General features: G+C 65.3%; 20 protein-coding genes. All 20 read left to right on the top strand.

Going from position 1 to position 21,729, the window contains the following annotated elements; translation table 11 throughout:
* Positions 1 to 22: 22 nt before the first annotated feature.
* The 20 genes from flgG (at position 23) to ACN9MB_RS17110 (ending at position 21,717) form a co-directional block, all read left to right on the top strand.
* Positions 23 to 808, top strand: coding sequence for a flagellar basal-body rod protein FlgG (gene flgG, locus ACN9MB_RS17205; protein ID WP_204636895.1), 786 nt, complete (start codon positions 23 to 25; stop codon positions 806 to 808).
* 8 nt (positions 809 to 816) lie between these two features.
* Positions 817 to 1,500: a flagellar basal body L-ring protein FlgH gene (gene flgH, locus ACN9MB_RS17200; RefSeq protein ID WP_426269676.1), complete on the top strand. Its 684-nt coding sequence runs from the start codon at positions 817 to 819 to the stop codon at positions 1,498 to 1,500.
* A complete protein-coding gene (locus tag ACN9MB_RS17195; protein ID WP_239535932.1) occupies positions 1,500 to 2,666 on the top strand; it encodes a flagellar basal body P-ring protein FlgI in 1,167 nt (388 codons plus the stop codon). The genes flgH and ACN9MB_RS17195 overlap by 1 nt, the downstream gene beginning before the upstream one ends.
* Positions 2,666 to 3,652, top strand: coding sequence for a flagellar assembly peptidoglycan hydrolase FlgJ (gene flgJ / locus ACN9MB_RS17190; RefSeq protein WP_426269675.1), 987 nt, complete (start codon positions 2,666 to 2,668; stop codon positions 3,650 to 3,652). The genes ACN9MB_RS17195 and flgJ overlap by 1 nt, the downstream gene beginning before the upstream one ends.
* Before the next feature lie 17 nt (positions 3,653 to 3,669).
* The gene (gene flgK, locus ACN9MB_RS17185) at positions 3,670 to 5,544 is read left to right on the top strand and encodes a flagellar hook-associated protein FlgK (protein WP_426269674.1); all 1,875 of its coding nucleotides are present in this window, start codon (positions 3,670 to 3,672) and stop codon (positions 5,542 to 5,544) included.
* Between the two features lie 6 nt (positions 5,545 to 5,550).
* A complete protein-coding gene (gene flgL, locus ACN9MB_RS17180) occupies positions 5,551 to 6,780 on the top strand; it encodes a flagellar hook-associated protein FlgL (RefSeq protein ID WP_426269673.1) in 1,230 nt (409 codons plus the stop codon).
* A gap of 257 nt (positions 6,781 to 7,037) precedes the next feature.
* Entirely contained in the window at positions 7,038 to 8,465 is a 1,428-nt protein-coding gene (locus tag ACN9MB_RS17175) for a flagellin (RefSeq protein WP_426269672.1), read from the top strand.
* A 195-nt stretch (positions 8,466 to 8,660) separates the two neighbouring features.
* Positions 8,661 to 10,142 (top strand): flagellar filament capping protein FliD, encoded by a 1,482-nt coding sequence (gene fliD, locus ACN9MB_RS17170; protein ID WP_426269671.1) that lies wholly within the window; start codon positions 8,661 to 8,663, stop codon positions 10,140 to 10,142.
* 16 nt (positions 10,143 to 10,158) lie between these two features.
* Positions 10,159 to 10,602 carry a flagellar export chaperone FliS gene (fliS, locus tag ACN9MB_RS17165; protein WP_426269670.1) on the top strand — a complete coding sequence of 148 codons (444 nt, stop codon included), beginning with the start codon at positions 10,159 to 10,161 and terminating at the stop codon, positions 10,600 to 10,602.
* 2 nt (positions 10,603 to 10,604) lie between these two features.
* Entirely contained in the window at positions 10,605 to 10,898 is a 294-nt protein-coding gene (locus ACN9MB_RS17160) for a flagellar protein FliT (protein WP_204636887.1), read from the top strand.
* A 77-nt stretch (positions 10,899 to 10,975) separates the two neighbouring features.
* Positions 10,976 to 11,533 (top strand): PilZ domain-containing protein, encoded by a 558-nt coding sequence (locus ACN9MB_RS17155; protein WP_426269669.1) that lies wholly within the window; start codon positions 10,976 to 10,978, stop codon positions 11,531 to 11,533.
* 361 nt (positions 11,534 to 11,894) lie between these two features.
* Positions 11,895 to 13,322: a sigma-54 dependent transcriptional regulator gene (locus tag ACN9MB_RS17150; protein ID WP_426269668.1), complete on the top strand. Its 1,428-nt coding sequence runs from the start codon at positions 11,895 to 11,897 to the stop codon at positions 13,320 to 13,322.
* Between the two features lie 153 nt (positions 13,323 to 13,475).
* Positions 13,476 to 13,799, top strand: a complete 324-nt coding sequence (gene fliE / locus ACN9MB_RS17145) for a flagellar hook-basal body complex protein FliE (RefSeq protein ID WP_426269667.1) — start codon at positions 13,476 to 13,478, stop codon at positions 13,797 to 13,799.
* A 30-nt stretch (positions 13,800 to 13,829) separates the two neighbouring features.
* Complete coding sequence (gene fliF / locus ACN9MB_RS17140; protein ID WP_426269666.1) at positions 13,830 to 15,524, top strand: flagellar basal-body MS-ring/collar protein FliF; 1,695 nt, start codon at positions 13,830 to 13,832, stop codon at positions 15,522 to 15,524.
* A gap of 141 nt (positions 15,525 to 15,665) precedes the next feature.
* Complete coding sequence (fliG, locus tag ACN9MB_RS17135) at positions 15,666 to 16,661, top strand: flagellar motor switch protein FliG (RefSeq protein WP_204637356.1); 996 nt, start codon at positions 15,666 to 15,668, stop codon at positions 16,659 to 16,661.
* An 8-nt stretch (positions 16,662 to 16,669) separates the two neighbouring features.
* A complete protein-coding gene (locus ACN9MB_RS17130) occupies positions 16,670 to 17,305 on the top strand; it encodes a flagellar assembly protein FliH (RefSeq protein ID WP_239535928.1) in 636 nt (211 codons plus the stop codon).
* Positions 17,302 to 18,666 carry a flagellar protein export ATPase FliI gene (gene fliI, locus ACN9MB_RS17125; RefSeq protein WP_204636881.1) on the top strand — a complete coding sequence of 455 codons (1,365 nt, stop codon included), beginning with the start codon at positions 17,302 to 17,304 and terminating at the stop codon, positions 18,664 to 18,666. Before ACN9MB_RS17130 ends, fliI begins: the two co-directional genes overlap by 4 nt.
* Complete coding sequence (fliJ, locus tag ACN9MB_RS17120) at positions 18,663 to 19,097, top strand: flagellar export protein FliJ (RefSeq protein WP_204636880.1); 435 nt, start codon at positions 18,663 to 18,665, stop codon at positions 19,095 to 19,097. The genes fliI and fliJ overlap by 4 nt, the downstream gene beginning before the upstream one ends.
* 34 nt (positions 19,098 to 19,131) lie before the next feature.
* Positions 19,132 to 20,301, top strand: a complete 1,170-nt coding sequence (locus tag ACN9MB_RS17115; RefSeq protein ID WP_426269665.1) for a flagellar hook-length control protein FliK — start codon at positions 19,132 to 19,134, stop codon at positions 20,299 to 20,301.
* 912 nt (positions 20,302 to 21,213) lie between these two features.
* Positions 21,214 to 21,717: a flagellar basal body-associated FliL family protein gene (locus ACN9MB_RS17110; protein WP_204637716.1), complete on the top strand. Its 504-nt coding sequence runs from the start codon at positions 21,214 to 21,216 to the stop codon at positions 21,715 to 21,717.
* Positions 21,718 to 21,729 lie beyond the last annotated feature (12 nt).

Genomic DNA, 21,729 nt, shown 5'->3' with positions numbered 1-21,729 from the left:
GCCGACATACACGGAGTAACCGATGTTTTCTTCCCTGTGGATTGCCAAGACCGGCCTGGACGCGCAGCAGACGCGCATGGACGTGATCTCCAACAACCTGGCCAACGCCAACACCACCGCGTTCAAGAGTTCGCGTGCGGCGTTCCAGGACCTGATGTACCAGAACAAGGGCCAGCCCGGTTCGCAGACCACCGAGCAGACGCTCAATCCGTCGGGCCTGATGCTCGGTACCGGCGTGAAAGTGGTGGGCAACGAGAAGCTGTTCACCGAAGGCAACCTGACCCAGACCGGCGGCTCGATGGATGTGGCCATCCAGGGGCGCGGCTTCCTGCAGGTGAGCATGCCCGATGGCACGGTGGCGTATACGCGCGACGGTTCGCTGCATACCGATCCCAACGGTCAGTTGGTGACGGCGGACGGCTATCCGCTGGAGCCGGCCATCACCGTGCCGCCGGGTTGGCAGAACATCACCATCGGCTCGGATGGCACCGTGTCCGCCACCACCACTTCGTCCGCCGCGCCGCAGACGCTGGGCACGCTGCAGCTGGCCGACTTCATCAACCCCGCCGGCCTGCAGCCGCAGGGCCAGAACCTCTATGTGGAAACCGCCTCCAGCGGCGCGCCGCAGACGGGACAGCCCGCGCTCAACGGCATGGGTTCGCTGCTGCAGGGTTCGCTGGAATCGTCCAACGTCAACGTGGTGGCCGAGATGGTCAACATGATCGAAACGCAGCGCACCTACGAAATGAATTCCAAGGCGATCAGCAGCACCGACCAGATGCTGCAAGACCTGACCGACAAGATGTGAGAACTGCCATGTCGTGCTTCCGTTCCCTTCCTCGAATTGGCGTTGCGCTGGCCTTGGCCGCGCTGGCGGGCTGCGTCATGCCGCAGTCGCGCGACGACCACCAGTGGGCGGCCACCATGCCGGCCGAGCAAGTGGCGCCGCCGCCGACCGACGGTTCGATCTACCACGCCGAGCAGGGCATGGAGTTGTTCAACGATGCGCGGGCGCATCGCGTGGGCGACATCCTCACCATCTCGCTGGTGGAAAGCACGCAGGCCTCGAAGAAGGCCAGCACCAGCACCAGCAAGAAAGACACCACCAATATCGCTGCGCCGAGCATTCTCGGCCACACCCTGAAAGTGGCCGGCCAGACCGCCGACACCACGCTCAGCGGCGACCGCGCGTTCGATGGCAGCGGCGACAGCAGCCAGAGCAACCAGCTTTCCGGCTCGATCACGGTGACCGTGGCGCAGCGCCTGTCCAACGGCAACCTGCTGGTGCGCGGCGAGAAGATGGTCACCATCAACCAGGGCCAGGAGCGCATCCGCATTGCCGGCATCGTGCGCCCGCAGGACATCCTGCAGGACAACAGCGTGCCGTCGACGCGCGTGGCCGACGCGCAGATCGGCTACACCGGCAAGGGCGCGTTGGCCGATGCGAACACGCAGGGCTGGCTGTCGCGCTTCTTCAGTTCCAAGTGGATGCCGTTCTGATGAACATCCGTCTCCCGTCGCGCGCAAAGCTCATCCGTCTTCGCGAACGCGTGCTGTCCGCGCTCAGTTCCGCAGCCATCGTGGTGTGCGCCGTCTTTTCGGTGAATCCGCCGTTGCACGCGGACAAGATCCGCGATCTCGTCCAGGTGGGCGGTGTCCGCAGCAACCAGTTGATCGGTTACGGCCTGGTCGTCGGCCTCGATGGCAGCGGCGACCAGACCACGCAGGCGCCGTTCACCACGCAAAGCCTGGAAAACATGCTGGTGCAGTTTGGCATCACGGTGCCGGCCAACGTGCGCCCGCAGTTGAAGAACGCCGCGGCCGTGACGGTGACGGCGCAATTGCCGCCGTTCGCCAAGCCGGGCCAGGTGATCGACATCACGGTGGCTTCGATCGGCAACGCCAAGAGCATCCGCGGCGGCGAACTGTTGATGACGCCGTTGCGCGGCGCGGATGGCAACGTCTATGCGATGGCGCAGGGCAGTGTGGTGGTCGGCGGCATCAGTGCACAGGGCAAGAGCGGTTCCAGCGTGCAGGTGAATATCTCGGCGAGCGGTCGCGTGCCCAATGGCGCCACGGTCGAGCGCGCGGTGGCGTCGACGTTCTCCAACGGCGGCGACCTGATGTTGAATCTCAATACGGCCGACTTCATCACCGCCACGCGCATTGCCGAAGCGGTGAACCGTACCTACGGCGTGGGCACGGCGAGCGCCGTCGATGGCGGTTCGGTCAGCGTGCGCGGACCGGTCGATGCGTCGCAGCGCGTGGCATGGCTGGGAGCGATCCAGGCTATCGACGTCACGCCGGGCGATGCGCCCGCGCGCGTGGTGGTCAATTCGCGCACCGGCACCGTGGTGATCGGATCGGATGTGCGCGTGACGCCCGCGGCGGTGGCGCACGGCTCGATCCAGGTGACCATCTCCGAGAATCCGCAGGTATCGCAGCCGGCGCCCTTCAGCAAGGGTGGGCAGACGGTAGTGGTGCCTCAGAGTGACGTGCAGGTCAGCGAAGACGGTGGCCACATGTTCAAGTTCGGCCCGGGCACCAATCTCGACACCATCGTGCGCGCGGTGAACCAGGTGGGCGCCTCGCCCAGCGATCTGATTTCCATCCTGCAGGCGCTCAAGCAGGCCGGCGCGCTGCATGCGGAGCTGGTGGTGATCTGATGGCGATCTCGGGAGATGCCGCCAGCAGCCTCAATACCTGGACCGATCTGTCCGGGTTCGCCGCGCTGCGCCAGAGCGCGCAGAGCGACGCCAAGGCGGCGCTGCCGGCGGTGGCCAAGCAGTTCGAGTCGATCTTCACCCAGATGATGTTGAAGTCGATGCGCGACGCGAGCAGCGGCGATGGCTTGTTCGACAGCGATGCCGGCAACCAGTGGCGCGACATGTTCGACCAGCAGCTGTCGGTGCAGCTGTCGCAAGGTGGCAACGGCATCGGCATCGCGCAGATGCTAGTGCGCCAACTGGGCGGCGCGCTGGGTGGCAAGTCGGATGGCACGACCGGCGACGCCAACGGCAGCAAGACAGCCGGTGCGGCGGGTCTGGACGACAGCTGGCAGAAGCGCCTCAGCGACATCGCGGGCTCGGCGCGGCAGGTGGGCGAGAAGGTGCTCAAGCTGATGCCGGCCGATGCGGAAGATTTCGTGCGCCAGCTGGCGCCGTATGCGCAAAAAGCTGCCGAGAAGCTTGGCGTGTCGGTCCGTGCCGTGCTGGCGCAGGCCGCGCTGGAAACCCAGTGGGGCCAGCACATGCCGGCGCATTCCAACGGCAATACCAGCAACAACCTGTTCGGCATGAAGGCTGGCCAGAGCTGGGGCGGCGAAAAGGTCAGCGTGCCCACGCTGGAATTCGAAGGTGGCGTGGCGGTACATCGCCGCGCGCAGTTCCGTTCCTACGACAACCCCGGCCAGTCGTTCGACGACTACGCCCAGCTGATTGCCGAGAACCCGCGTTACGCCAGGGCGCTCAACCATGGCGAAGACGTGGTGGGTTTCGCGCGCGGACTGGTCAACGGCGGTTACGCGACCGATCCGTCGTATGCGCAAAAAATCGTGGCGATTGCCAACAGCCCCCAGATGCGTGACGCACTCGACGCCATCGGGCAAGGCGCCCTCAAGAAAGTCGGCGTCGCGCCGAACCCCTCCCAGTGATTGCCCCGGAATGACACATGTCTAACCTCCTCAGCATTGGTACCTCAGGGCTGAACGCCGCAGAGGTGGCGTTGACCACCGTGGGCAACAACATCAGCAACGTCAACACGACGGGCTACAGCCGTCAGACGGTGCTGCAGACCGAGGCCATTTCGCAGGCCGGGGGCAACTACACCATCGGCAGCGGCGTGAATGTGCAGGCGGTGCAACGCGCCTATAGCGACTTCCTCACCTCGGCGCTGTGGTCGTCCAACTCGAACCTGCAACGCGCCACCACTTACAACAGCCTGGCCACGACGCTCAACAGCTCGCTCTCGGCCAGCGGCAACCTGCAGAGTGCGCTGGACGATTTCTATGGCGCCTTCAGCACGGTGGCCAATACGCCGGGCGTGGCATCGAGCCGGCAGTCGCTGCTGGGCAGCGCGAGCCAGGCGGTCACGGTGTTCAATACGCTGGGCCAGCAGCTCGCGGCGCAGCAGACCCAGGTGAATTCGCAGATTTCCACCACGGTCGACAGCATCAACAACGTGTCGGCCAATCTCGCCAGCGTGAATGCGCAGATTCATGCGGCAGGCAACAATGTTCCCAACGATCTGCTCGACCAGCGCGACAACCTGGTGCAGACGCTGTCGGGCTATCTGGGCGTGTCCGCCTATACGCAGAGCGACGGCACGGTCAGCGTGTACACCTCGAGCGGCGCGGCGCTGGTCAGCGGCGACAAGTCGTTTGCGCTCAAGACCGGCAACAACCAGTACGACGCCTCGCGCACCGAAGTGCTCGACAGCACCGGCACGGTGGTCAGCAGCAAGTTGAGCGGCGGCTCGCTGGGCGCGCTGCTCGATTACCGCGGCAATGTGCTCGACACCGTGCAGAACCAACTGGGCGAGGCGGCCGTGGCCTTGTCCACCAGCGTGAACACGCAGCAGTCCAAGGGTCTGGATCAATACGGCAAGCTGGGCGGGCCGATGTTCAGCGTGCCGTCGCCGACCGTGCTGCCGAGCAACCTCAACAAGGGCACGGCCAGCGTCTCGGCGAGCATCAGCGACGTGTCGCAGCTCACCGGTTCGGACTATGTGCTCAGCTACGACGGCAGCAACTGGAGCATGGCGACCACCGCCGGCCAGAACGTGCCGATGACCGCGAATCCGGACGGCACGTATTCCGCCGATGGCATGACGCTGACGCTGTCCGGCGCGGCGCAGGCGGGCGATACCTTCCAACTGCGGCCGACACGCGATGCATCCACCGGCCTCGCGGTCACCATGACCGATCCGAACGGCATTGCCGCTGCAGCGGCGTTGAACGCGACGGCGGCCAAGGCCAATACGGGCGATGGCGCCATCGGTTCGGTGACGGTGACCGATCCCACCAATGCCGCCTTGTTGAGCGGTGCCACCGTCAGTTTTCCGACGGCCGGCAGCTACCAGGTGACCGACGGCTCGGGCAACGTGCTCGCCAGCGGCAGCTATGCGCCGGGGCAGACCATCAGCGCCAATGGCTGGAGTGTGACGCCGTCGGGTACGCCGAAGGCCAGCGACAGCTTCAGCATCGGCGCGAACACCAATGGCCTCAACGACACCAGCAACGCGTTGGCGCTGGCTGGCCTGGCGGACAAGGGTGTACTGGCCGGCGGCACGCAGTCGGTGATCGATGCGTACGGCACGCTCACGACCAGCATCGGTACGGTGGGCAGCCAGGCAGCGAGCAACTTCACCACGCAGACCAGCCTTTACAACCAGGCCATGTCCGCGCAGCAAAGCGTGTCGGGCGTGAACCTCGATGAAGAGGCCGCCAACATGGTCAAGTACCAGCAGGCCTACCAGGCCTCCGCGCAGGTGATTTCCACCGCGCAAACCATCTTCAGCAGCTTGCTCACCGCGATCCAGGGATAACCGTCCATGCGCCTTTCAACGAGCTGGATGTATCAGCAGTCGCTCAGCACCATGCTCAGCCAGCAGAGCGCGCTGTCGGCGACCCAGAACCAGGTCGATACCGGCAATCGCATCAACGTGGCGTCCGACGACCCGGCCGGCGCCGGCCAGGTGGTCAGCCTCAACCACGTGATCGCCGCGAATGCGCAGTATTCGAGCACCATCGATACGGCGAACACGCGACTGAACACGGAAGCGAGCACGCTCGGCTCGGTCAACAGCGTGCTCGACAATGCACGCACGCTGGCCTTGCAGGCGGTCAACGGCACCTTGTCGGCGAGCGATCGCAACAGCATCGCCAGCCAGCTCAGCCAGATGCGCGACCAGCTCCTGCAACTGGCCAATACCACCGACAGCAACGGCAACGCGCTGTTCGCAGGTACCAGCACCACCAAGACGCCGTTCCAGATGGACGCCAATGGCGTGGTGAGTTACGGCGGCAACGACGAGCAGCAGCGCTCGGCGGTGGGTGCGGGTCTGCAGGTGGCCAGCAGCGATCCGGGCTCAGGCCTGTTCATGAGCATTCCGATGGGCAATGGCACGTTCGAGGCCAGTGCAGGCAGCGCCAACACCGGTACGCTGGTGGTGGGCAGCAACAGCGTCACCGATCTCAATGCGTGGAATAGCGCGGCGAGCGGCAGCGGCGGTGGCTACACGATTACCTTTGGTGCCGGCGGCAGCTGGTCGGCAACCGATGCCAACGGCAACGCCGTGCTCGACAGCAGCGGCAATCCCGTTACCGGCACCTATACCGATGGCGGTTCGATCAGCTTCAACGGCATGACCATGGCGATGAGCGGCACGCCTGCCGCCGGCGACACGGTGTCGGTGACGTCGGGTGGCCAGCAGGACATCTTCAGCACGCTCACCAACATGATCAACGCGCTGCAAAGCGGCAGCACCACCGATACGCAGCTCACCAACGTGATGAGCCGCCAGATCGAATCGATCGACCAGACGCAGTCGGCGATCAGTTCGGTGCAGGTCTCCATCGGTGGACGCCTGGACACGCTGCAACAGCAGCAGGGCGCCTATCAGGATCTCAACGTCACCTACCAGACCGCACTGTCGGATGTGCAGGGCGCGGATGCCTATACCGCGATCAGCAATCTGTCGCTGCAGCAGACCGCGCTGCAGGCATCGCAGCAGATGTTTGCGCAGGTGAAGTCGATGAGCCTGTTCAACTATCTGAAGTAATCGCAGCAAGCTGCGCGCAAGACATGCATCGCAAGAACGAGAGGAGGACTACGCAGCGTTGAGTGGTTGATGGGACGGCAGGAGGGCAAAAAAGGCCCGATCCAGTGCGCTCCATCACGAATTGGCATCGAACACGGCTCAAGTAATCGCAGGACGGGCCGAAAAGTTCACTGAGGCGGATGGCATCCCATGCGGAACCTGATCGCCGGCACGCATACAGCCAATTCAACCGGTCACCGGTTACGTAGGAGAAATCCATGTCTCTCGTTATCAATACCAACATCTCGTCGCTGAACGCGCAGAACAACCTGACCAAGTCGCAGAGCGCGCTGTCCACCGCCACGCAGCGTCTGTCCTCGGGTCTGAAGATCAACAGCGCCGCCGACAACGCCGCCGGCTTTGCCATCTCGCAGCGCTACACCACGCAGATCGGCGGCCTCGGCCAGGCCAGCGCCAACGCGTCGGACGCCATCAACCTGGCGCAGACCGCCGGTTCGGCCCTGGACCAGGTCACCGCCAACCTGCAGGCGATCCGCGACCTCGCGGTGCAGTCGGCCAACGGTACCTACACCGATTCGGACCGCGCCTCGATCGACCAGGAAGTGCAGCAGCGCCTGGCTGAAATCACCCGTATCGCCAACCAGACCACGTTCAACGGTTCGAACGTGCTGGACGGCTCGATGAAGACGAAGAGCTTCCAGATCGGCGCCGACGTCGGCCAGACCATCTCGGTGAGCCTGGGCACCAGCGTGAAGTCCAGCGCCATGGGCCAGGTGGCCGAAGTGGCCTCGGGCGACATCAGCGGTGCGTTCAAGGGCTTCACGCTCGCCGCCGGCGCGCTGAACGTCTCCACCGACGGTGGCACCACCAACGTGGCCGTTGCTGCTGGTACCTACCACAGCGCCGGTGACCTGGCTGCCGCCATCAACACGGCTGCGGGCAGCACGGTGGCCTCGGTCGACACCACCACGGGCGAACTGAAGATCAACAACGGTGGCACCGCCGCCCTGAACTTCAGCGGCGCAGCCGCCACCACGCTCGGCCTGCCGGCGACGACCGCCGCTGCCGGCACCGGTGCCTCCACGGGCGTCGTGGCCGCCACGGGCGACCTGTCGAAGGAAGGCCTGACCATCAATGGCACGTCCATCGACCTGAGCAGCGCCAAGAGCCTGCAGGACGTGTCCGACGCCATCAACGCCGCTGGCATCACCGGCGTGAGCGCGGCAGTGAACGGTGCGGGCAACGGCATCAACTTCTACTCCGCCGGTGCGCTGACGGTTGGCGACACCAAGGGTCAGATCGTCAGCGCGTCCGCCACGGACGTGAACGCCGGCGCCAAGTACACCCAGGGCACCGCCGCTGCCACCGGTGGCTCGCTTGCCACGGGTAGCGTGGGTACGGTGGATTCGGCCAACGACCTGATCTCCCGCGTCGACGTCGCCCTGAAGACGGTCAGCGATTTCGCTGCCCAGCTGGGTGCGGTGCAGAACCGCTTCCAGTCGACCATCTCCACGGTGGCCGCTCAGACCACCAACCTGCAGGCTTCGCAGTCGACCATCCAGGACGCGGATTTCGCGGCCGAGACGGCCAACCTCAGCAAGGCGCAGGTGCTTCAGCAGGCGGGTATCTCGGTGCTGGCCCAGGCCAACTCCAACCCGCAGCAGGTTCTCAAGCTGTTGCAGTAACGGACGCAGGCCCGGATGCGACTCCTCCCGAGTCGCATCCACCGCGGCCGGATCTACCACCAGGCGGGTTGCCCCTCGCAGCCCGCCCGGTGTTTCGGGAGCTTCCGGCAAAGCCTTCATGCGTGAAGGTTTTGCCGGGGGCTCGAACATTTCCGCCACGGCGGAACCACGTCGAGAAACGGACAAGGTAGTGCGATGACCACGACCAGCAGCACCGGCGGTAACAGCCTCAGTTCACTGCTCAATTCACTTACGGCGGCCACCACCGGCTCCGGTGGCTCGACCCCGTCGAGCGGTTCATCCGGCGGCAGCGGCACGCTGAGCGCCGCAGGCATCGGTTCGGGCTTGGACGTCAATTCGATCGTCACGGCACTGGTGAACGATCGCAAGGCGGCATCGCAGCAGCAGATCACCACGCGCACCAATCAGACCAACAGCCTGCTCAACGGCCTGACGTCGTTGAATTCTGCGCTGGGCGGCATCCAGACCGCGCTGGCGACGCTCAGCGCGGCCAGCACGTTCAGCAGCTACAACGCGACGCTGACCGCGCAGGGCAGCAGTAGCAGCATCGGCACCGCGACGACGATGTCGAGTGCCCATCCCGGTACCTACACCATCGCCGTGAGCCAGCTGGCGACGGCGCAGAAGCGTGCCAGCAGCCCGGTAACGTCGGGCACGCCCGTGGGCGCCGGCACGTTGAACATCACGGTGGGTTCGACCACCATGAACCTGGCCGTGTCGGCCACCGATACGCTGTCGAGCATCGCCACGGCGATCAACAATTCCTCGACCAATCCGGGTGTGACGGCCACCATCGTCAACGGCACGAACGGCCAGCAGCTGATGCTGAGCTCGAGCAAGACGGGCGTGGCCAACGCTTTCACCGTCAGCGCGAACGCCACCAGCAGCAGCGGACTCAGCAGTCTCGCCAATACGCTCAACAGGCCGGGCAGCACCGAGGCGCAGGACGCCAAGCTCACCCTGGACGGCATCGCGGTCACCAGTCCCACCAACTCCGTCAGCGGCATGATGGACGGTGTGACGCTCAACCTCACCGGCACCGGCACCAACACGCTGACCGTGGCGCAGGACAACACCGCCGCCACCAATGCGATCCAGGGACTGGTCGACGCGTACACCAGCTACGCGAAAACCGTGGCGTCGCTGTCGAGCTTCGATACCACCGGCGCCAACCCGCCCGGCGTGCTGCTGGGCGACAACACGCTCACCTCGGTGCAGAGCCAGATCGCCTCCGTATTGAGCAATTCGGTCAAGGGCAACAGCATCGGTACGCTGGCCAATGTCGGCATCACGCGCAATGCCGACGGCACCATGAGCCTGGACACCGACAAGCTGGCGGCGGCCTTCCAGAGCAATCCGTCGGCGGTGAAGGACCTGTTCACCGGACCCAACGGGTACGGCACGACGCTCAACAACACGATCAATACGTATACGCAGAGCGGCGGGATCATCAGCTCGCGCATCGGCAGCCTCAACGATACGTTGACCCAGCTGGGCACGCAGCAGACCGCGCTGGACAACCGCATGGCGACCTACCAGACGCAGTTGCAGCAGCAGTACACCGCGCTCGATACGCTGATGTCCTCGCTCAACAACACCAGCACCTATCTGACCACGGCGCTTGCGCAGCTGAACGATTCCGGCTCCAAGAACTGAACCCGGGGAAGCGACCATGACCTACGGCTATATGCGCAACGCCAGCGCGCTCTACCAGGAAACCAGCGCGCGCGGCAGTGTGGAAGGCGCCGACCGTCATCAACTGACCACCATGCTGTTCGACGGCGTGATCGATCGCATCAACCAGGCACGCGGCGCGATCCGTCGCGGCGACGTGCCGGCCAAGGGCACGCACTTCAGCCGTGCGCACGCCATCATCAGCGAACTGCGCGGCAGCCTGGATCACGCGCAAGGTGGACCGTTGGCCGGCCGTCTCGATGCGCTTTACGACTACGTGAGCCGCCGGCTGCTGCACGCGCAGCTGAACAACGACGAGCGCGCCATCGATGAAATCGTGGACCTGCTCACGCCGGTGCGCGACGCCTGGCGCCAGATCCGCACCCAGTTCCTGGCGACGCAGGGCAATACGGCCAGCCATCAACCGAACGCGGCGGCATGAACATGGCCGGCACCCCTCACAACGAATTGCTGGAATTGAGCGAGCGCATGCTGGCGGCCGCCCGCAGCGGCGACTGGGATGCCGTGGCATCGCTGGAAACCGAGCGCAGCCAGCAACTGTCCTCGCTGTCGGTAACCGAGCAAGCAGCACTGCCCGTGCTCCAGTCGCTGCTGGCGCATACCGAAGAAGTGCGCGCACTGGCCGGCCAGCAGCGCGACCGCCTGGGCGAGGACCTGGGCCTGCACAAGCACCGGCATCGCGCCCTCAGCGCCTATCTTCACGCCGGCTTCGACTGATCCCGCTGCCGCCAGGCCGCGAGCGCGCATAATCCCGCACGGCCATGACGGGTGTGGCCCCGAGCAACGAGGGAACCATGCAAGACGCTTCCTGGCAGGACTTCTCCGAGCGAGTCACCTACGACGACGGCCTTCACGCCAGTTGCGTCGCCTTGCCCGATGGCTTGGGCGAACTGCAGCGCGCCGCCATGCGCGATCGCAATCTCAGCGTGCTTGGCACGCTGGCCGTATTCAACGAACGGCGCAGCGAGGCGGCGGACGAGGAAAGCCCGCTCGGCCAGGACATGCAGCGCCTGGACAGCAAGCTCAACGTGCTGATGGCCATGCTGGACCAGTTGCTCCAGCGCGATACCCAGCTTCCGCCGCGCGTGCATGTCAGCTTCAACGCGCTCGGTGCGTTATTGCCGGTGTCGTTGTGGCCGGTGGGGCAGGAGCATGCGTTGCTGCGACTGCATTTCGACGGATGCCTGGCACTGCCGCTGGAACTCACGGCTCATCGCATGGAAGAGCGTGACGCAGATCACGTTTTTGTTTCGTTCGAAATTGCGGACGAGGCGACATGTGACGCGATTGAGCGACTCGTGTTCCGCCATCATCGACGTAAAGTGGCAGAGCGCCGTTCGACCCCCTCGTAGCGCGCGGACTGGGGTCACAGACCTTATGTGATCGATATCACGTTACGGAAACCCGGCACGAAAGTTCTTTGACGCACATCTCGAAAGGGTGTCGTACAGGGTCACCTTCCCGAGCATTTCGTCTCGGGATTTTTTTTGAGCGATTTCAGCGATCTGTGGCGTATCGCTGCCGGCCATATTGGCAACGTTTACATGAGGTGACGCTCGCAGGCAGGCGTGCGCGCCAGCGTCGTGTCAGAAAATCATGTTTGGCTGGCCTTCTTCTTGCTCATTCACCTCCGTGGACGGCGACGGATTGACGTCACGCGAGCAGGTGCAATCCAGGGGGTCACCAATGAAGCAGCACGCACGAGAACATCACATGGGCAAGTTCGACGTACTGGTGATCGAATCCGATCACCGCAGGGCGGAGTCGGTCGTTTCGGCGCTGGAGTTTCTGGGCTATCGCCCGCAGCGCGGCGAAGAGTGTGAAATCGTGGAAGAGGCGACGCATGCATGGCGCGCCGTCTATGTGGGTCATGTGTGGGATGAAGCCGAAGCCGAGCGCCAGTTCGCGCAGCTGGGCACGGCCTCCAACCAGGCGATGGTGCTGATGGCCGCCGATTCGCAATGGCTTCCGCGCCTGGGCAACGACAGCGCCGCTGCCACCAGCCGCATCGGCATCATCGAATTTCCGCTGCGCTACGATCAATTGTCCGAGACGCTGCGCGGACCGCAGGCGCAAGCCCAGGCGCAGCGCCGCCCGGAGCTGAAGCTGGTGGGCAGTTCAGGCCCGATGGGTCGCGTGAACGCCCTGGTTCGCCAGGTAGCGCCGTTCGATTCCAGCGTGCTCGTGCTCGGTGAGTCGGGTACCGGCAAGGAAATGGTTGCGCGCAGCATCCACGACTGCTCTTCGCGTCGCGACAAGCCGTTCGTGGCCATCAACTGCGGCGCCATTCCGGCCGAGTTGCTGGAAAGCGAACTGTTCGGTCATGAGAAGGGCGCGTTCACCGGCGCCATCAGCACCCGCAAGGGCCGCTTCGAACTGGCCGAGGGCGGCACGCTGTTCCTCGACGAAATCGGCGACATGAGCCTGCCGATGCAGGTGAAGCTGTTGCGCGTGCTGCAGGAGCGCGTGTTCGAGCGCGTCGGCAGCAATCGCACGCAGCGCTGCGATGTGCGCATCATCGCCGCCACGCACCGCAACCTCGAAGCGGCCATCGCCGATGGCCAGTTCCGTGAAGACCTCTATTACCGCCTCAGCGTGTTCCCGCTGGAGATGCCGGCGCTGCGCGAGCACCTGGACGATCTGCCGGAGCTGGTGGCCGAGTTCAACCAGCGCCTGTCGCGTCGCGGCCTGGGCGGCGTGCGCTTCAGCGCCGGTGCCATGCATGCGCTGCACAACTATGCGTGGCCGGGCAACGTGCGTGAGCTCTACAACCTGGTCGAGCGTCTTTCGATTCTCTATCCGCACAGCGAAGTGCGCGTGAGCGACCTGCCGGAGAAATACCGCGGCCAGCAGATCGTGGAAGAAGTGCGTGGCGCGGCGCTGCTGTCGCTGATGACCGGTCATTCCACCGTGTTGTCCGAGCCGATGGCGATGGTCGCGGCCGACTCGCTGGTGATGCTCCCCGAAGGCGGTCTGGACCTGAAGGATCACCTGGCCGACATCGAAGTGGGTCTGATCCGTCAAGCGCTTGACGTCACCGGCGGCGTGGTCGCCCACGCGGCGAAGCTGCTGCGCATGCAGCGCACGACGCTGGTGGAGAAGCTGCGCAAGTATGGGCTGCAACCCAGTCTGCAGGCCTAAGTGCAGGACCGAGTTGAGAGAAGTGAGCAGCGAGCGTGCAGCGAAATATCGCTGCCAACGCTCACTTCTCACCTCTCTTCACTCGTCTCTTCACGCATGGCACAGGTTGTGCAGTAACACCTTCGATAACTCTTTACGCGTTGGAATTCCGTCATGAGTCAGATCGACGTCAACAACCTGCTGTCGCAGATGCGCCAGCTCTCTCTTCAGACCAAGCCGGCGGAGCAGTCGTTCACGGCCGCGGCGCCGGGGCAGACGGATTTCTCCAGCCTGCTCAAGCAGTCGATTTCGTCGGTGACCGATGCGCAGATGGATGCGGGCAACCAGGCGGCGAGCTTCGAGCGCGGCGACGAGGGCGCCGATCTCGGCCGCACCATGGTGGCCATCAACAAGGCCGACCTGTCGTTGAACACGTTGACCCAGGTGCGAAACAAGCTGGTCGATGCGTACAACAACATCATGAACATGCCGGTCTGACCGGTTCTTTGAAAAAGAAGAGCAGCCTTCATGGCCGATAACGCCCTCGCGACCACCGACGAAAGACCCGGTTCTCGCCTGGATCTCAAGCAGCTCGCGCGCACGCCGGCAACACGCCAGTTGTTGTTGCTGGTGGGCGTCGCCGCGGCCGTAGCCCTGGGCGTTGCCGTGGTGCTGTGGTCGCGCGGCCCCAATTACGGCCTGCTTTATGCGGGCCTCGAGCAGAAGGATGCCGCTGCCGTCACGCAGGCGCTGCAGGCCTCCAACACGCCGTATACGCTGGGTGCCGATGGCAATTCCATCATGGTGCCGGCTTCCGACCTGGCGGCGATCCGACTCAAGCTGGCCGCGCAGGGCCTGCCGCAGGGCAGCGCGGCCACCAGCGCGGCGCCCGCCGCCGATTCGCCGTTCGGCATGAGCGATCTGGCCGAGCGCACGCGCTACCAGCAGATGCTGGAAACCGATCTGGGCAGCACCATTGCCGGCTTGCAATCGGTGCGGGCCGCGCGCGTGCATCTGGCGTTGCCCAAGCCGTCGGCGTTCATTCGCGACAACAAGGAAGCGAGCGCCTCGGTGCTCGTCACGCTGTATCCGGGACGCCAGCTCGATGCCAGCCAGGTGGCAGCCATCGTGCACCTGGTGGCTTCGAGCGTGCCCAGTCTCGATCCCAAGCAGGTTTCCGTGGTGGATCAGGCGGGACAACTGCTCACCACCACCGATGCAGGCAGTGCCAGCGCCATCGGCGATACGCGCCTGCGTCTGGCCACGCGCATCGAGAACACCTATGCGCAGCGCATCGAAGAACTGCTGACGCCGCTGGTCGGCCCCGGCAAGGTGCGCGCGCAGGTCTACGCGGATCTGGATTTCAGCGAGACCGAGAAGGCCACCGAGACGTTCGATCACGAACATCCCGCGTTGCGCAGCGAACAAACCAACAGCGAACAGCACACCGGCGAAGCGAACGATGCATCGATCCCGGGCGCACTGAGCAACCAGCCGCCGAACACCGTGGCGCAGCCTACGGCAGCCAAGCCGGCGGTCAAGGGTGCAGGCAAGACAGCAGCGACGGCGCAGAGCAGCGGTCCGAGCGAGAACACCAGCAGCGCCACGCGCAACTACGAACTGGATCGCACCATCAGTCACGTCAGCGATCCGGCCGGGCGGCTTGCGCGCCTCACCGTGGCTGTGGTGGTCGACAACAAGAGCGTGACCGGCGACAAGGGCGGCACCAAGAGCGTGCCGTTCACGCCGCAGGAACTGGAACACCTCACCACGCTGGCGCGCAATGCGGTGGGTTACAACGAAGCGCGCGGCGACAGCGTCAGCGTGATCAATCAACCGTTCCACCAGGACCCGGGAACCGACGTGGCCGCTCCGGCACAACCGTTCTGGGAGCGTCCGGGCATGCTCGACCTGATCAAGCAGGCGGCGGGCATCCTGGTGGCGTTGCTGGTGGCGTTCGGGCTGCTGCGTCCGCTGTTGCGCGGTTTGTCGCGCGGACCGTCGCCCAGCCGCGAACTTGCGTTGGCCGATACGCCGGCCTTGAGCGCGCCAACGCTCTCGGTGCGCATCGACGACAAGGAAGACGACGACGTGCTCAAGCTCGGCGTGCCGCCGCAGTTGGCGTACGAGCAGCGCATCGGCATCGCCCGCCGCATGGTGGGCGAGAACCCCAAGCAGGTGGCGCAAGTGGTGAAGAGTTGGGTGGGCGAAGATGGCGCCTGATCGCAGCTTCGCAACGAACTCTTCCTCGCTACGCCGGCGTCGCACGTGCATGCCGGCCACCCGGCGCCATCGCGCGCTGTCACGCGCGGCACAACCGACCACGATCAGCGGGCGGATCGAATCATGAAGGCAGAAACTCCCATCGGCGGCGCGCAGCGCGCGGCCATCCTTTTGCTCACGCTGGGCGAGCAGGACGCCGCCGAAGTGCTCAAGCACCTGAGCGCGCGCGACGTGCAGGCCGTCGGCTCGGCCATGGCCGGCCTCACCAACGTCACCCGCGAACAAGTGGAAATGGTGCTCGCGCGCCTCAACGAGGATATGGGTCGCCACACCTCGCTGGGCGTGGGCACCGAGGAATACATCCGCAAGATCCTGGTCAACGCGCTGGGCGAGAACAAGGCAGGCGGCCTGATCGACCGCATCCTGCTCGGCCGCAGCAGCAAGGGCCTGGAATCGCTGAAGTGGATGGAGAGCCGCGCCATCGCCGAGATGATCGGGCAGGAACATCCGCAGATCATCGCGCTGGTGCTGGCCCACCTCGAACCCGACCAGGCGGCGGAAGTGATCGGCTATCTGCCGCCGCGCGTGCGCAGCGACGCGGTGATGCGCATCGCCACGCTCGACGGCGTGCAGCCGCACGCCTTGAACGAGCTGGACGAAATCATGGAGCGCCAGTTCTCCGGCGGCAACACCAAGAAGCTCAAGTCCGCCAGCGTGGGCGGCCTCAAGGCGGCGGCCAACATCCTCAACGCGATGGAAACCACGCGCGAGAACGAGCTGATGGCGGCCATCCGCACCCACGACTCGGGCTTGAGCGGCCGCATAGAAGAACTGATGTTCGTGTTCGAAGACCTCGGCGACCTGGACGACCGCAGCATGCAGACGTTGCTGCGCGAAGTGCCGACAGCCCGCCTGGTCACCGCGCTTAAGGGCGCCGAACCGGGCGTGCGCGAGAAGATCTTCGCCAACATGTCCAAGCGTGCCGCCGACATGTTGCGCGACGACCTGGAAGTATCGGGTCCCGTTCGCCTCAGCGAAGTCGATTCGGCCCAGAAGGAAGTGCTCGGTATCGCGCGCAAGCTGGCCGACTCCGGTGCCATCAATCTCTCCGGCACGGGTGACGAGCTGGTCGCATGAGCGCCGTGATGACCCGAGACAAGCTGCTGCCTTTCGAACGCTGGCTACCGCCCGAAGTGGGCGATCCGGTGGCAGCCGAGCCAACGCCCGAGCCGGTGCTGCAGCCGACGCTGCGCGATCTCGAGGACATCGAACAACAGGCGCGCGAAGAAGGCTATGCAGCTGGCCATGCCCAGGGCATGGCCGAAGCGCGCGAAGTGCTGCAGGAACGCATGCAACGGCTGGACGCCTTGCTCGACTCCGCCGCGCGCCCGTTGCGCAGCATGGACGAACTGGTGGAGCTGGAACTGACCCGCCTCGCCATGACGGTGGCGCGCCAGGTGCTGGCGCATGAGCTGCGCACCGCGCCCGACCTGGTGGTGGACGCCGTGCGCCAGGCGGCGCTGGCGCTGCCTTCGGCGAGCGGCAACCTGCGCGTGCGCCTGCACCCGGACGACCTCGCGCTGCTGCGCTCGCTGGAGATGGCGGAATCGCACTGGCAGTTGCTGCCCGACAACAGTCTCCAGCGCGGCGACTGCCTGCTGGAAAGCGAACGCTCGCGGCTCGATGCCCGCGTCGAAACACGGCTCGCCGCGGTGGTGGATGCCGTGCTCGGCGCCGAAGCCGAGGGGATGGATGAAGCCGCCGACGAGGTGCGTGGATGAACGCGCCGACGAGCCTGTCGCGTGCTGCCCTATGGCAGGAGCGCCTGGCCCGTCGTCGTCAGCGCGCCCTTGGCGCGCGCACGCTCACCGTCGAAGGCCGCCTGCGCCGCGTGGTCGGCCTCACCCTGGAAGCGGAAGGTTGCGAGGCACCGCTGGGTGCGCGTTGCCTGGTCACCACGGCCGATGGCAGCGAACTGGATACCGAAGTGGTCGGCTTCGCCGACGAGCGGCTGTTGCTGATGCCGGTCGCTGAAATGCACGGCGTGCTGCCGAACGCGCGGGTGCGTCCCTGCGCGCACACCAGCGGCCTGCCGGTGGGCATGGCCTTGCTGGGTCGCGTGGTCGGCGCCGATGGCGTGCCGCTCGATGGCCTCGGTCCGCTGGACGCGGACGAGCACGCGCTGCTCAAGAACGAACCGATCAACCCGATGGCGCGCAAGCCCATCGACACGCCACTGGACACCGGCGTTCGCGCGATCAATTCGCTGCTCACCGTGGGACGCGGCCAGCGCCTGGGCCTGTTCGCCGGCTCGGGTGTCGGCAAGTCGACCCTGCTCGGCATGATGACGCGCTACACCGACGCCGACGTGGTGGTGGTGGGCCTGATCGGCGAGCGCGGCCGCGAAGTGAAGGAATTCGTGGAACACACGCTGGGTCCGGAAGGTCGCGCCCGCGCCGTGATCGTCGCGGCGCCCGCCGATGCGCCGCCGCTGAAGCGCCTGCGCGGCGCGCAGTACGCCACCGCGATTGCCGAATGGTTCCGCGATCGCGGCCAGCGCGTGCTGTTGCTGATGGATTCGATCACCCGCTACGCCCAGGCGCAGCGCGAGATCGCACTGGCCATCGGCGAACCGCCGGCCACCAAGGGTTATCCGCCGTCGGTGTTCGCCATGCTGCCCGCCCTGGTGGAACGCGCCGGCAACGACGCCGAAGGGCGCGGTTCCATCACCGCGTTCTATACCGTGCTGACCGAGGGCGACGACTATCGCCACGATCCCATCGCCGATGCCTCGCGCGCCATTCTGGACGGCCATATCGTGCTGTCGCGCGACCTGGCCGAGGCCGGTCATTATCCGGCCATCGATATCGAGGCATCGATCAGCCGCGTGATGCCGGCCGTGGTCAAGCGCGAACACCTGCGTTCCGCCCAGCGTTTTCGCCAGGTGTATTCGGCCTATCGCCAGCAGCGCGACCTGATTGCCGTGGGCGCCTACCAGAAGGGCTCCGATCCGCAGGTGGATCACGCCATCGCCATGTGGCCGAAGCTGCGCGACTTCCTGCAGCAGGAAGTGGATGCACCGACCACGCTCGACGACGCCATCAGCGGGCTTGAAACGCTCACTGCCGGAGGTACGCCGTGACGTCTCGCGCAAACCGACTGCAACCCGCCGCCGATCTGGCGCACGACCGCCAGGAAGCGGCCATGCAACGACTGGCCGAGCAGCAGCAGAAGCTGGCCAAGGCCGAACAACAGCTGGAAGAACTGCAGAAATACCGCGCGGAATATGCCGAGGCGGCGGGTGGCGTGAGCGTGAGTGCCTTGCTCAACCGTCGCCAGTTCGTCGAACGCATCGACCAGGTCATTGCGCAACAGATCCATGAAGTGGCGCGCCAGCGCCGCCTGCTCGACGGCGTGCGCAACCTGTGGCGCGAAGCCCATGCCCGCGAACAGGCGCTGGGCAGCGTGATCGACCGCTACCGCGAGCAGGAACGCAAGAGCGAGGACCGTCGCGAACAAGCCGAAGTCGACGAGCGCATGCAGTACCGCCGTCCGGCCAAGGGCTTCTCGTGATCGTATCCATGAACGCATGCCAGGAGATCAACTCATGACGCCGTCCATTGCCCCCGTGGCGAACCTGGCGCCGCCGCCGAACGCGCCCGCCAACGACGCGACGAATGCGTCGTCGAACGATCCCAACAACACGTTCAGCAAGCCGTTGCAGCAGGCCCACCAGCAATTGGCGCAGCAGACGGAACCGTCCCGACCGACGCACGGCAGGCACGCGGCATCGAAGTCCGCGCCTTCCGGCCAGCCGGCCGCGAAGGATGCAAAGGATCAGAAGGACGACGACAAGTCGGCCTCCGCCACTCCCGACGCCACGGCGGCCATGCTCGCCCTGCTGGGCCAGAGCGTGCCGGCTTCCGCGGCTGCCAGCGCGGTACCTGCGGCTGCCGATGGCGACGATGCCGCCGACGCCGTCACGGCTGCCAGCACGGCGGGCGTGACCTCGGCCAACTTTGCTTTGCTTGGCGCCGCGCAGGCTGCCGGCCAGGCGAAGCCGGATGGCGCAGGCGATTTCAGCAAGGCCATGGACGGCGTCAAGGACAAGAGCCTTTCCATGTTGGGAATGGGTTCCGATGACGGCGACGATGCGGTCGACACCTCGCCTGACGACACCGCGCAAGCCGTGAAGGGCGATGCCTTCGCCAGCGCCTTGCAGGCGTTGACGACGCCGCCGAACCAGGGCGATCACAGCGATTCGCTCGAGGCGCTGAAGAATCTCACGGCCCAGGCGATGTCGCCGCAACCGCAGCAGTCTTCCACTGTCGCCGCGACACCCGCGCCGCATGCGCTGACCATGCAGTCCAGCGTGGGCTCGCCCTCGTTTGGGCAGGAGCTGAGCCAGCAGGTGACGTGGCTTGGTGGCCAGGACGTGAAGGAGGCACGCATCCGTTTGCATCCGGAAGATCTCGGCGAACTCGACGTCAAGGTGAGCGTGAAGCAGGACCATGTGGACGTCGCCTTCATTGCCCAACATCCGCAGGCGGTGCACGCGGTGCAGCAGACCCTGAGCCAGCTCGACTCGATGCTGGCGCATCACGGTTTGTCGCTGGGGCAGGCGCATGTGGGGCAGGGGAATACAGGGCAGGGTTCGGGGCAATCGGCTTCGTCGGGTGGTTCGTCGGCGGGTGGATTGGCTGAAGGTGTCGGTGAGTTGGTTTCTATCGCGGCGCCGGTGGTGAAGGCGGTGGGTTTGGTGGATATGTTCGCCTAGCCTTTTCTCCCTCTCCCCTGCGGGGAGAGGGTTGGGGTGAGGGGTCAACCTTGCCTTGCCGTGTGCAATCGCCTCTGTCTTCTTTAGCTCGTCATCCCGGCGTACGCCGGAGGCGCTTCTCAACAGCCGAATGGCTGGTCATCCAGAGCCTCGGTACTTGGCTGTCGCGATACAGCGATCTGGCTCGCCTGCCGCGGGCTTCCGTGCCGCTGCCGCGGCCCGGGTCACTTTCTCTTGCTTGCCCAAGAGAAAGTAACCAAAGAGAAGGGCCCCCCGGATGACGCGCCTTCCGGGCTGCGCCCTCCAGGTGCGCGGGTGGGTTACGGGGTTTTTCGACAGGGCATCCTGCCCTGGCGAAAAACTGGCCCGCATCCATGCGGGCCACCCTTCGGGCTTTCCTCCACCCACCCGCCGCGTCATACGGGGCCCTGAGAGCCAGGAGCCGGAGCCAAGAGCCAAGAGCCAAGAGCCAAGAGCCAAGAGCCAAGAGCCAAGAGCCAAGAGCCAAGAGCCAAGAGCCAAGAGCCAAGAGCCAAGAGCCAAGAGCCAAGAGCCAAGAGCTGCAGATCTACTGTGGGAGCGCACTTGTGCGCGACAAGCCGACGGAGCGTTACACCCAAGCGTGCCTGTCGCGCACAAGTGCGCCCCCACAGAAAAGCGGGGAATCCGCGCAGGCGGCCAGCTTGTGGGATCGCACCAACCAAACCCGCGACAACCTTCCGACAACTGCCACCGCCCCGTCACGCCCAATCCCCGACACGCGTCAAGAAAGCGCCGCGGTTCCGTCGCGACACCTGTCAAACCCAGTCATACCAACGTCTTCCATCGATGGCATGCCGTTTGCAAACAACAGGCATGTGCCGCCCGTGGGCGGGTGGCCGATGACTAGACACCATAGGGATCGAGATTCGCATGGCTCAGAACGAGCAAGCAGAAAGCGCGGCAGCGGCGCCGAAGAAGGGCTCCAACAAAGTCGTGATGATCATGGGCGTGGCACTGCTCGCCATGGCGGGTGTGACCGGCTATCTGGTGATGGGCGCGCGCAGCAGTGCGCATGGCGTCGATGCAACGGAAGAGCCCAAGGTGGCGATGTCCAAGCAGGAGCAGTACCTCACGCTGGATCCGCCGTTCGTGGTCAATTTCAAGGACGACCAGTCGATGCGGTTCCTGCAGGTGGGCGTGAGCCTGATGTCGCACGATGCCGCCGCGTTGGCCACCGCCAAGGATGCCGATCCGGTGATCCGCAACGCGCTGGTCATGCTGTTCAGCAGCCAGGATTACTCCATCCTCAGCGACGCCGCCGGCAAGCAGAAGCTGCAGGCGCAGGCGTTGGACGCCGTGCGCAAGATCATCGAGAAGCGCCTGGGCCGCCCGGGCGTGGAAGCGCTGTACTTCACCAGTTTCGTGATGCAGTGACGGGACGGCAGC

Source organism: Dyella kyungheensis, assembly GCF_049913195.1.
GTDB lineage: Bacteria > Pseudomonadota > Gammaproteobacteria > Xanthomonadales > Rhodanobacteraceae > Dyella > Dyella kyungheensis.
This window is presented reverse-complemented; position numbering and strand designations above follow the sequence as displayed.

Coding starts and splice junctions, on each gene's coding strand:
- flgH (WP_426269676.1), top strand. CDS start 817: ATGTCGTGCTTCCGTTCCCTTCCTCGAATTGGCGTTGCGCTGGCCTTG.
- ACN9MB_RS17195 (WP_239535932.1), top strand. CDS start 1,500: ATGAACATCCGTCTCCCGTCGCGCGCAAAGCTCATCCGTCTTCGCGAA.
- fliE (WP_426269667.1), top strand. CDS start 13,476: ATGAGTCAGATCGACGTCAACAACCTGCTGTCGCAGATGCGCCAGCTC.
- ACN9MB_RS17150 (WP_426269668.1), top strand. CDS start 11,895: ATGGGCAAGTTCGACGTACTGGTGATCGAATCCGATCACCGCAGGGCG.
- flgK (WP_426269674.1), top strand. CDS start 3,670: ATGTCTAACCTCCTCAGCATTGGTACCTCAGGGCTGAACGCCGCAGAG.
- flgJ (WP_426269675.1), top strand. CDS start 2,666: ATGGCGATCTCGGGAGATGCCGCCAGCAGCCTCAATACCTGGACCGAT.
- fliS (WP_426269670.1), top strand. CDS start 10,159: ATGACCTACGGCTATATGCGCAACGCCAGCGCGCTCTACCAGGAAACC.
- flgG (WP_204636895.1), top strand. CDS start 23: ATGTTTTCTTCCCTGTGGATTGCCAAGACCGGCCTGGACGCGCAGCAG.
- ACN9MB_RS17160 (WP_204636887.1), top strand. CDS start 10,605: ATGGCCGGCACCCCTCACAACGAATTGCTGGAATTGAGCGAGCGCATG.
- ACN9MB_RS17155 (WP_426269669.1), top strand. CDS start 10,976: ATGCAAGACGCTTCCTGGCAGGACTTCTCCGAGCGAGTCACCTACGAC.
- ACN9MB_RS17110 (WP_204637716.1), top strand. CDS start 21,214: ATGGCTCAGAACGAGCAAGCAGAAAGCGCGGCAGCGGCGCCGAAGAAG.
- fliF (WP_426269666.1), top strand. CDS start 13,830: ATGGCCGATAACGCCCTCGCGACCACCGACGAAAGACCCGGTTCTCGC.
- ACN9MB_RS17115 (WP_426269665.1), top strand. CDS start 19,132: ATGACGCCGTCCATTGCCCCCGTGGCGAACCTGGCGCCGCCGCCGAAC.
- fliD (WP_426269671.1), top strand. CDS start 8,661: ATGACCACGACCAGCAGCACCGGCGGTAACAGCCTCAGTTCACTGCTC.
- fliI (WP_204636881.1), top strand. CDS start 17,302: ATGAACGCGCCGACGAGCCTGTCGCGTGCTGCCCTATGGCAGGAGCGC.
- flgL (WP_426269673.1), top strand. CDS start 5,551: ATGCGCCTTTCAACGAGCTGGATGTATCAGCAGTCGCTCAGCACCATG.
- ACN9MB_RS17175 (WP_426269672.1), top strand. CDS start 7,038: ATGTCTCTCGTTATCAATACCAACATCTCGTCGCTGAACGCGCAGAAC.
- ACN9MB_RS17130 (WP_239535928.1), top strand. CDS start 16,670: ATGACCCGAGACAAGCTGCTGCCTTTCGAACGCTGGCTACCGCCCGAA.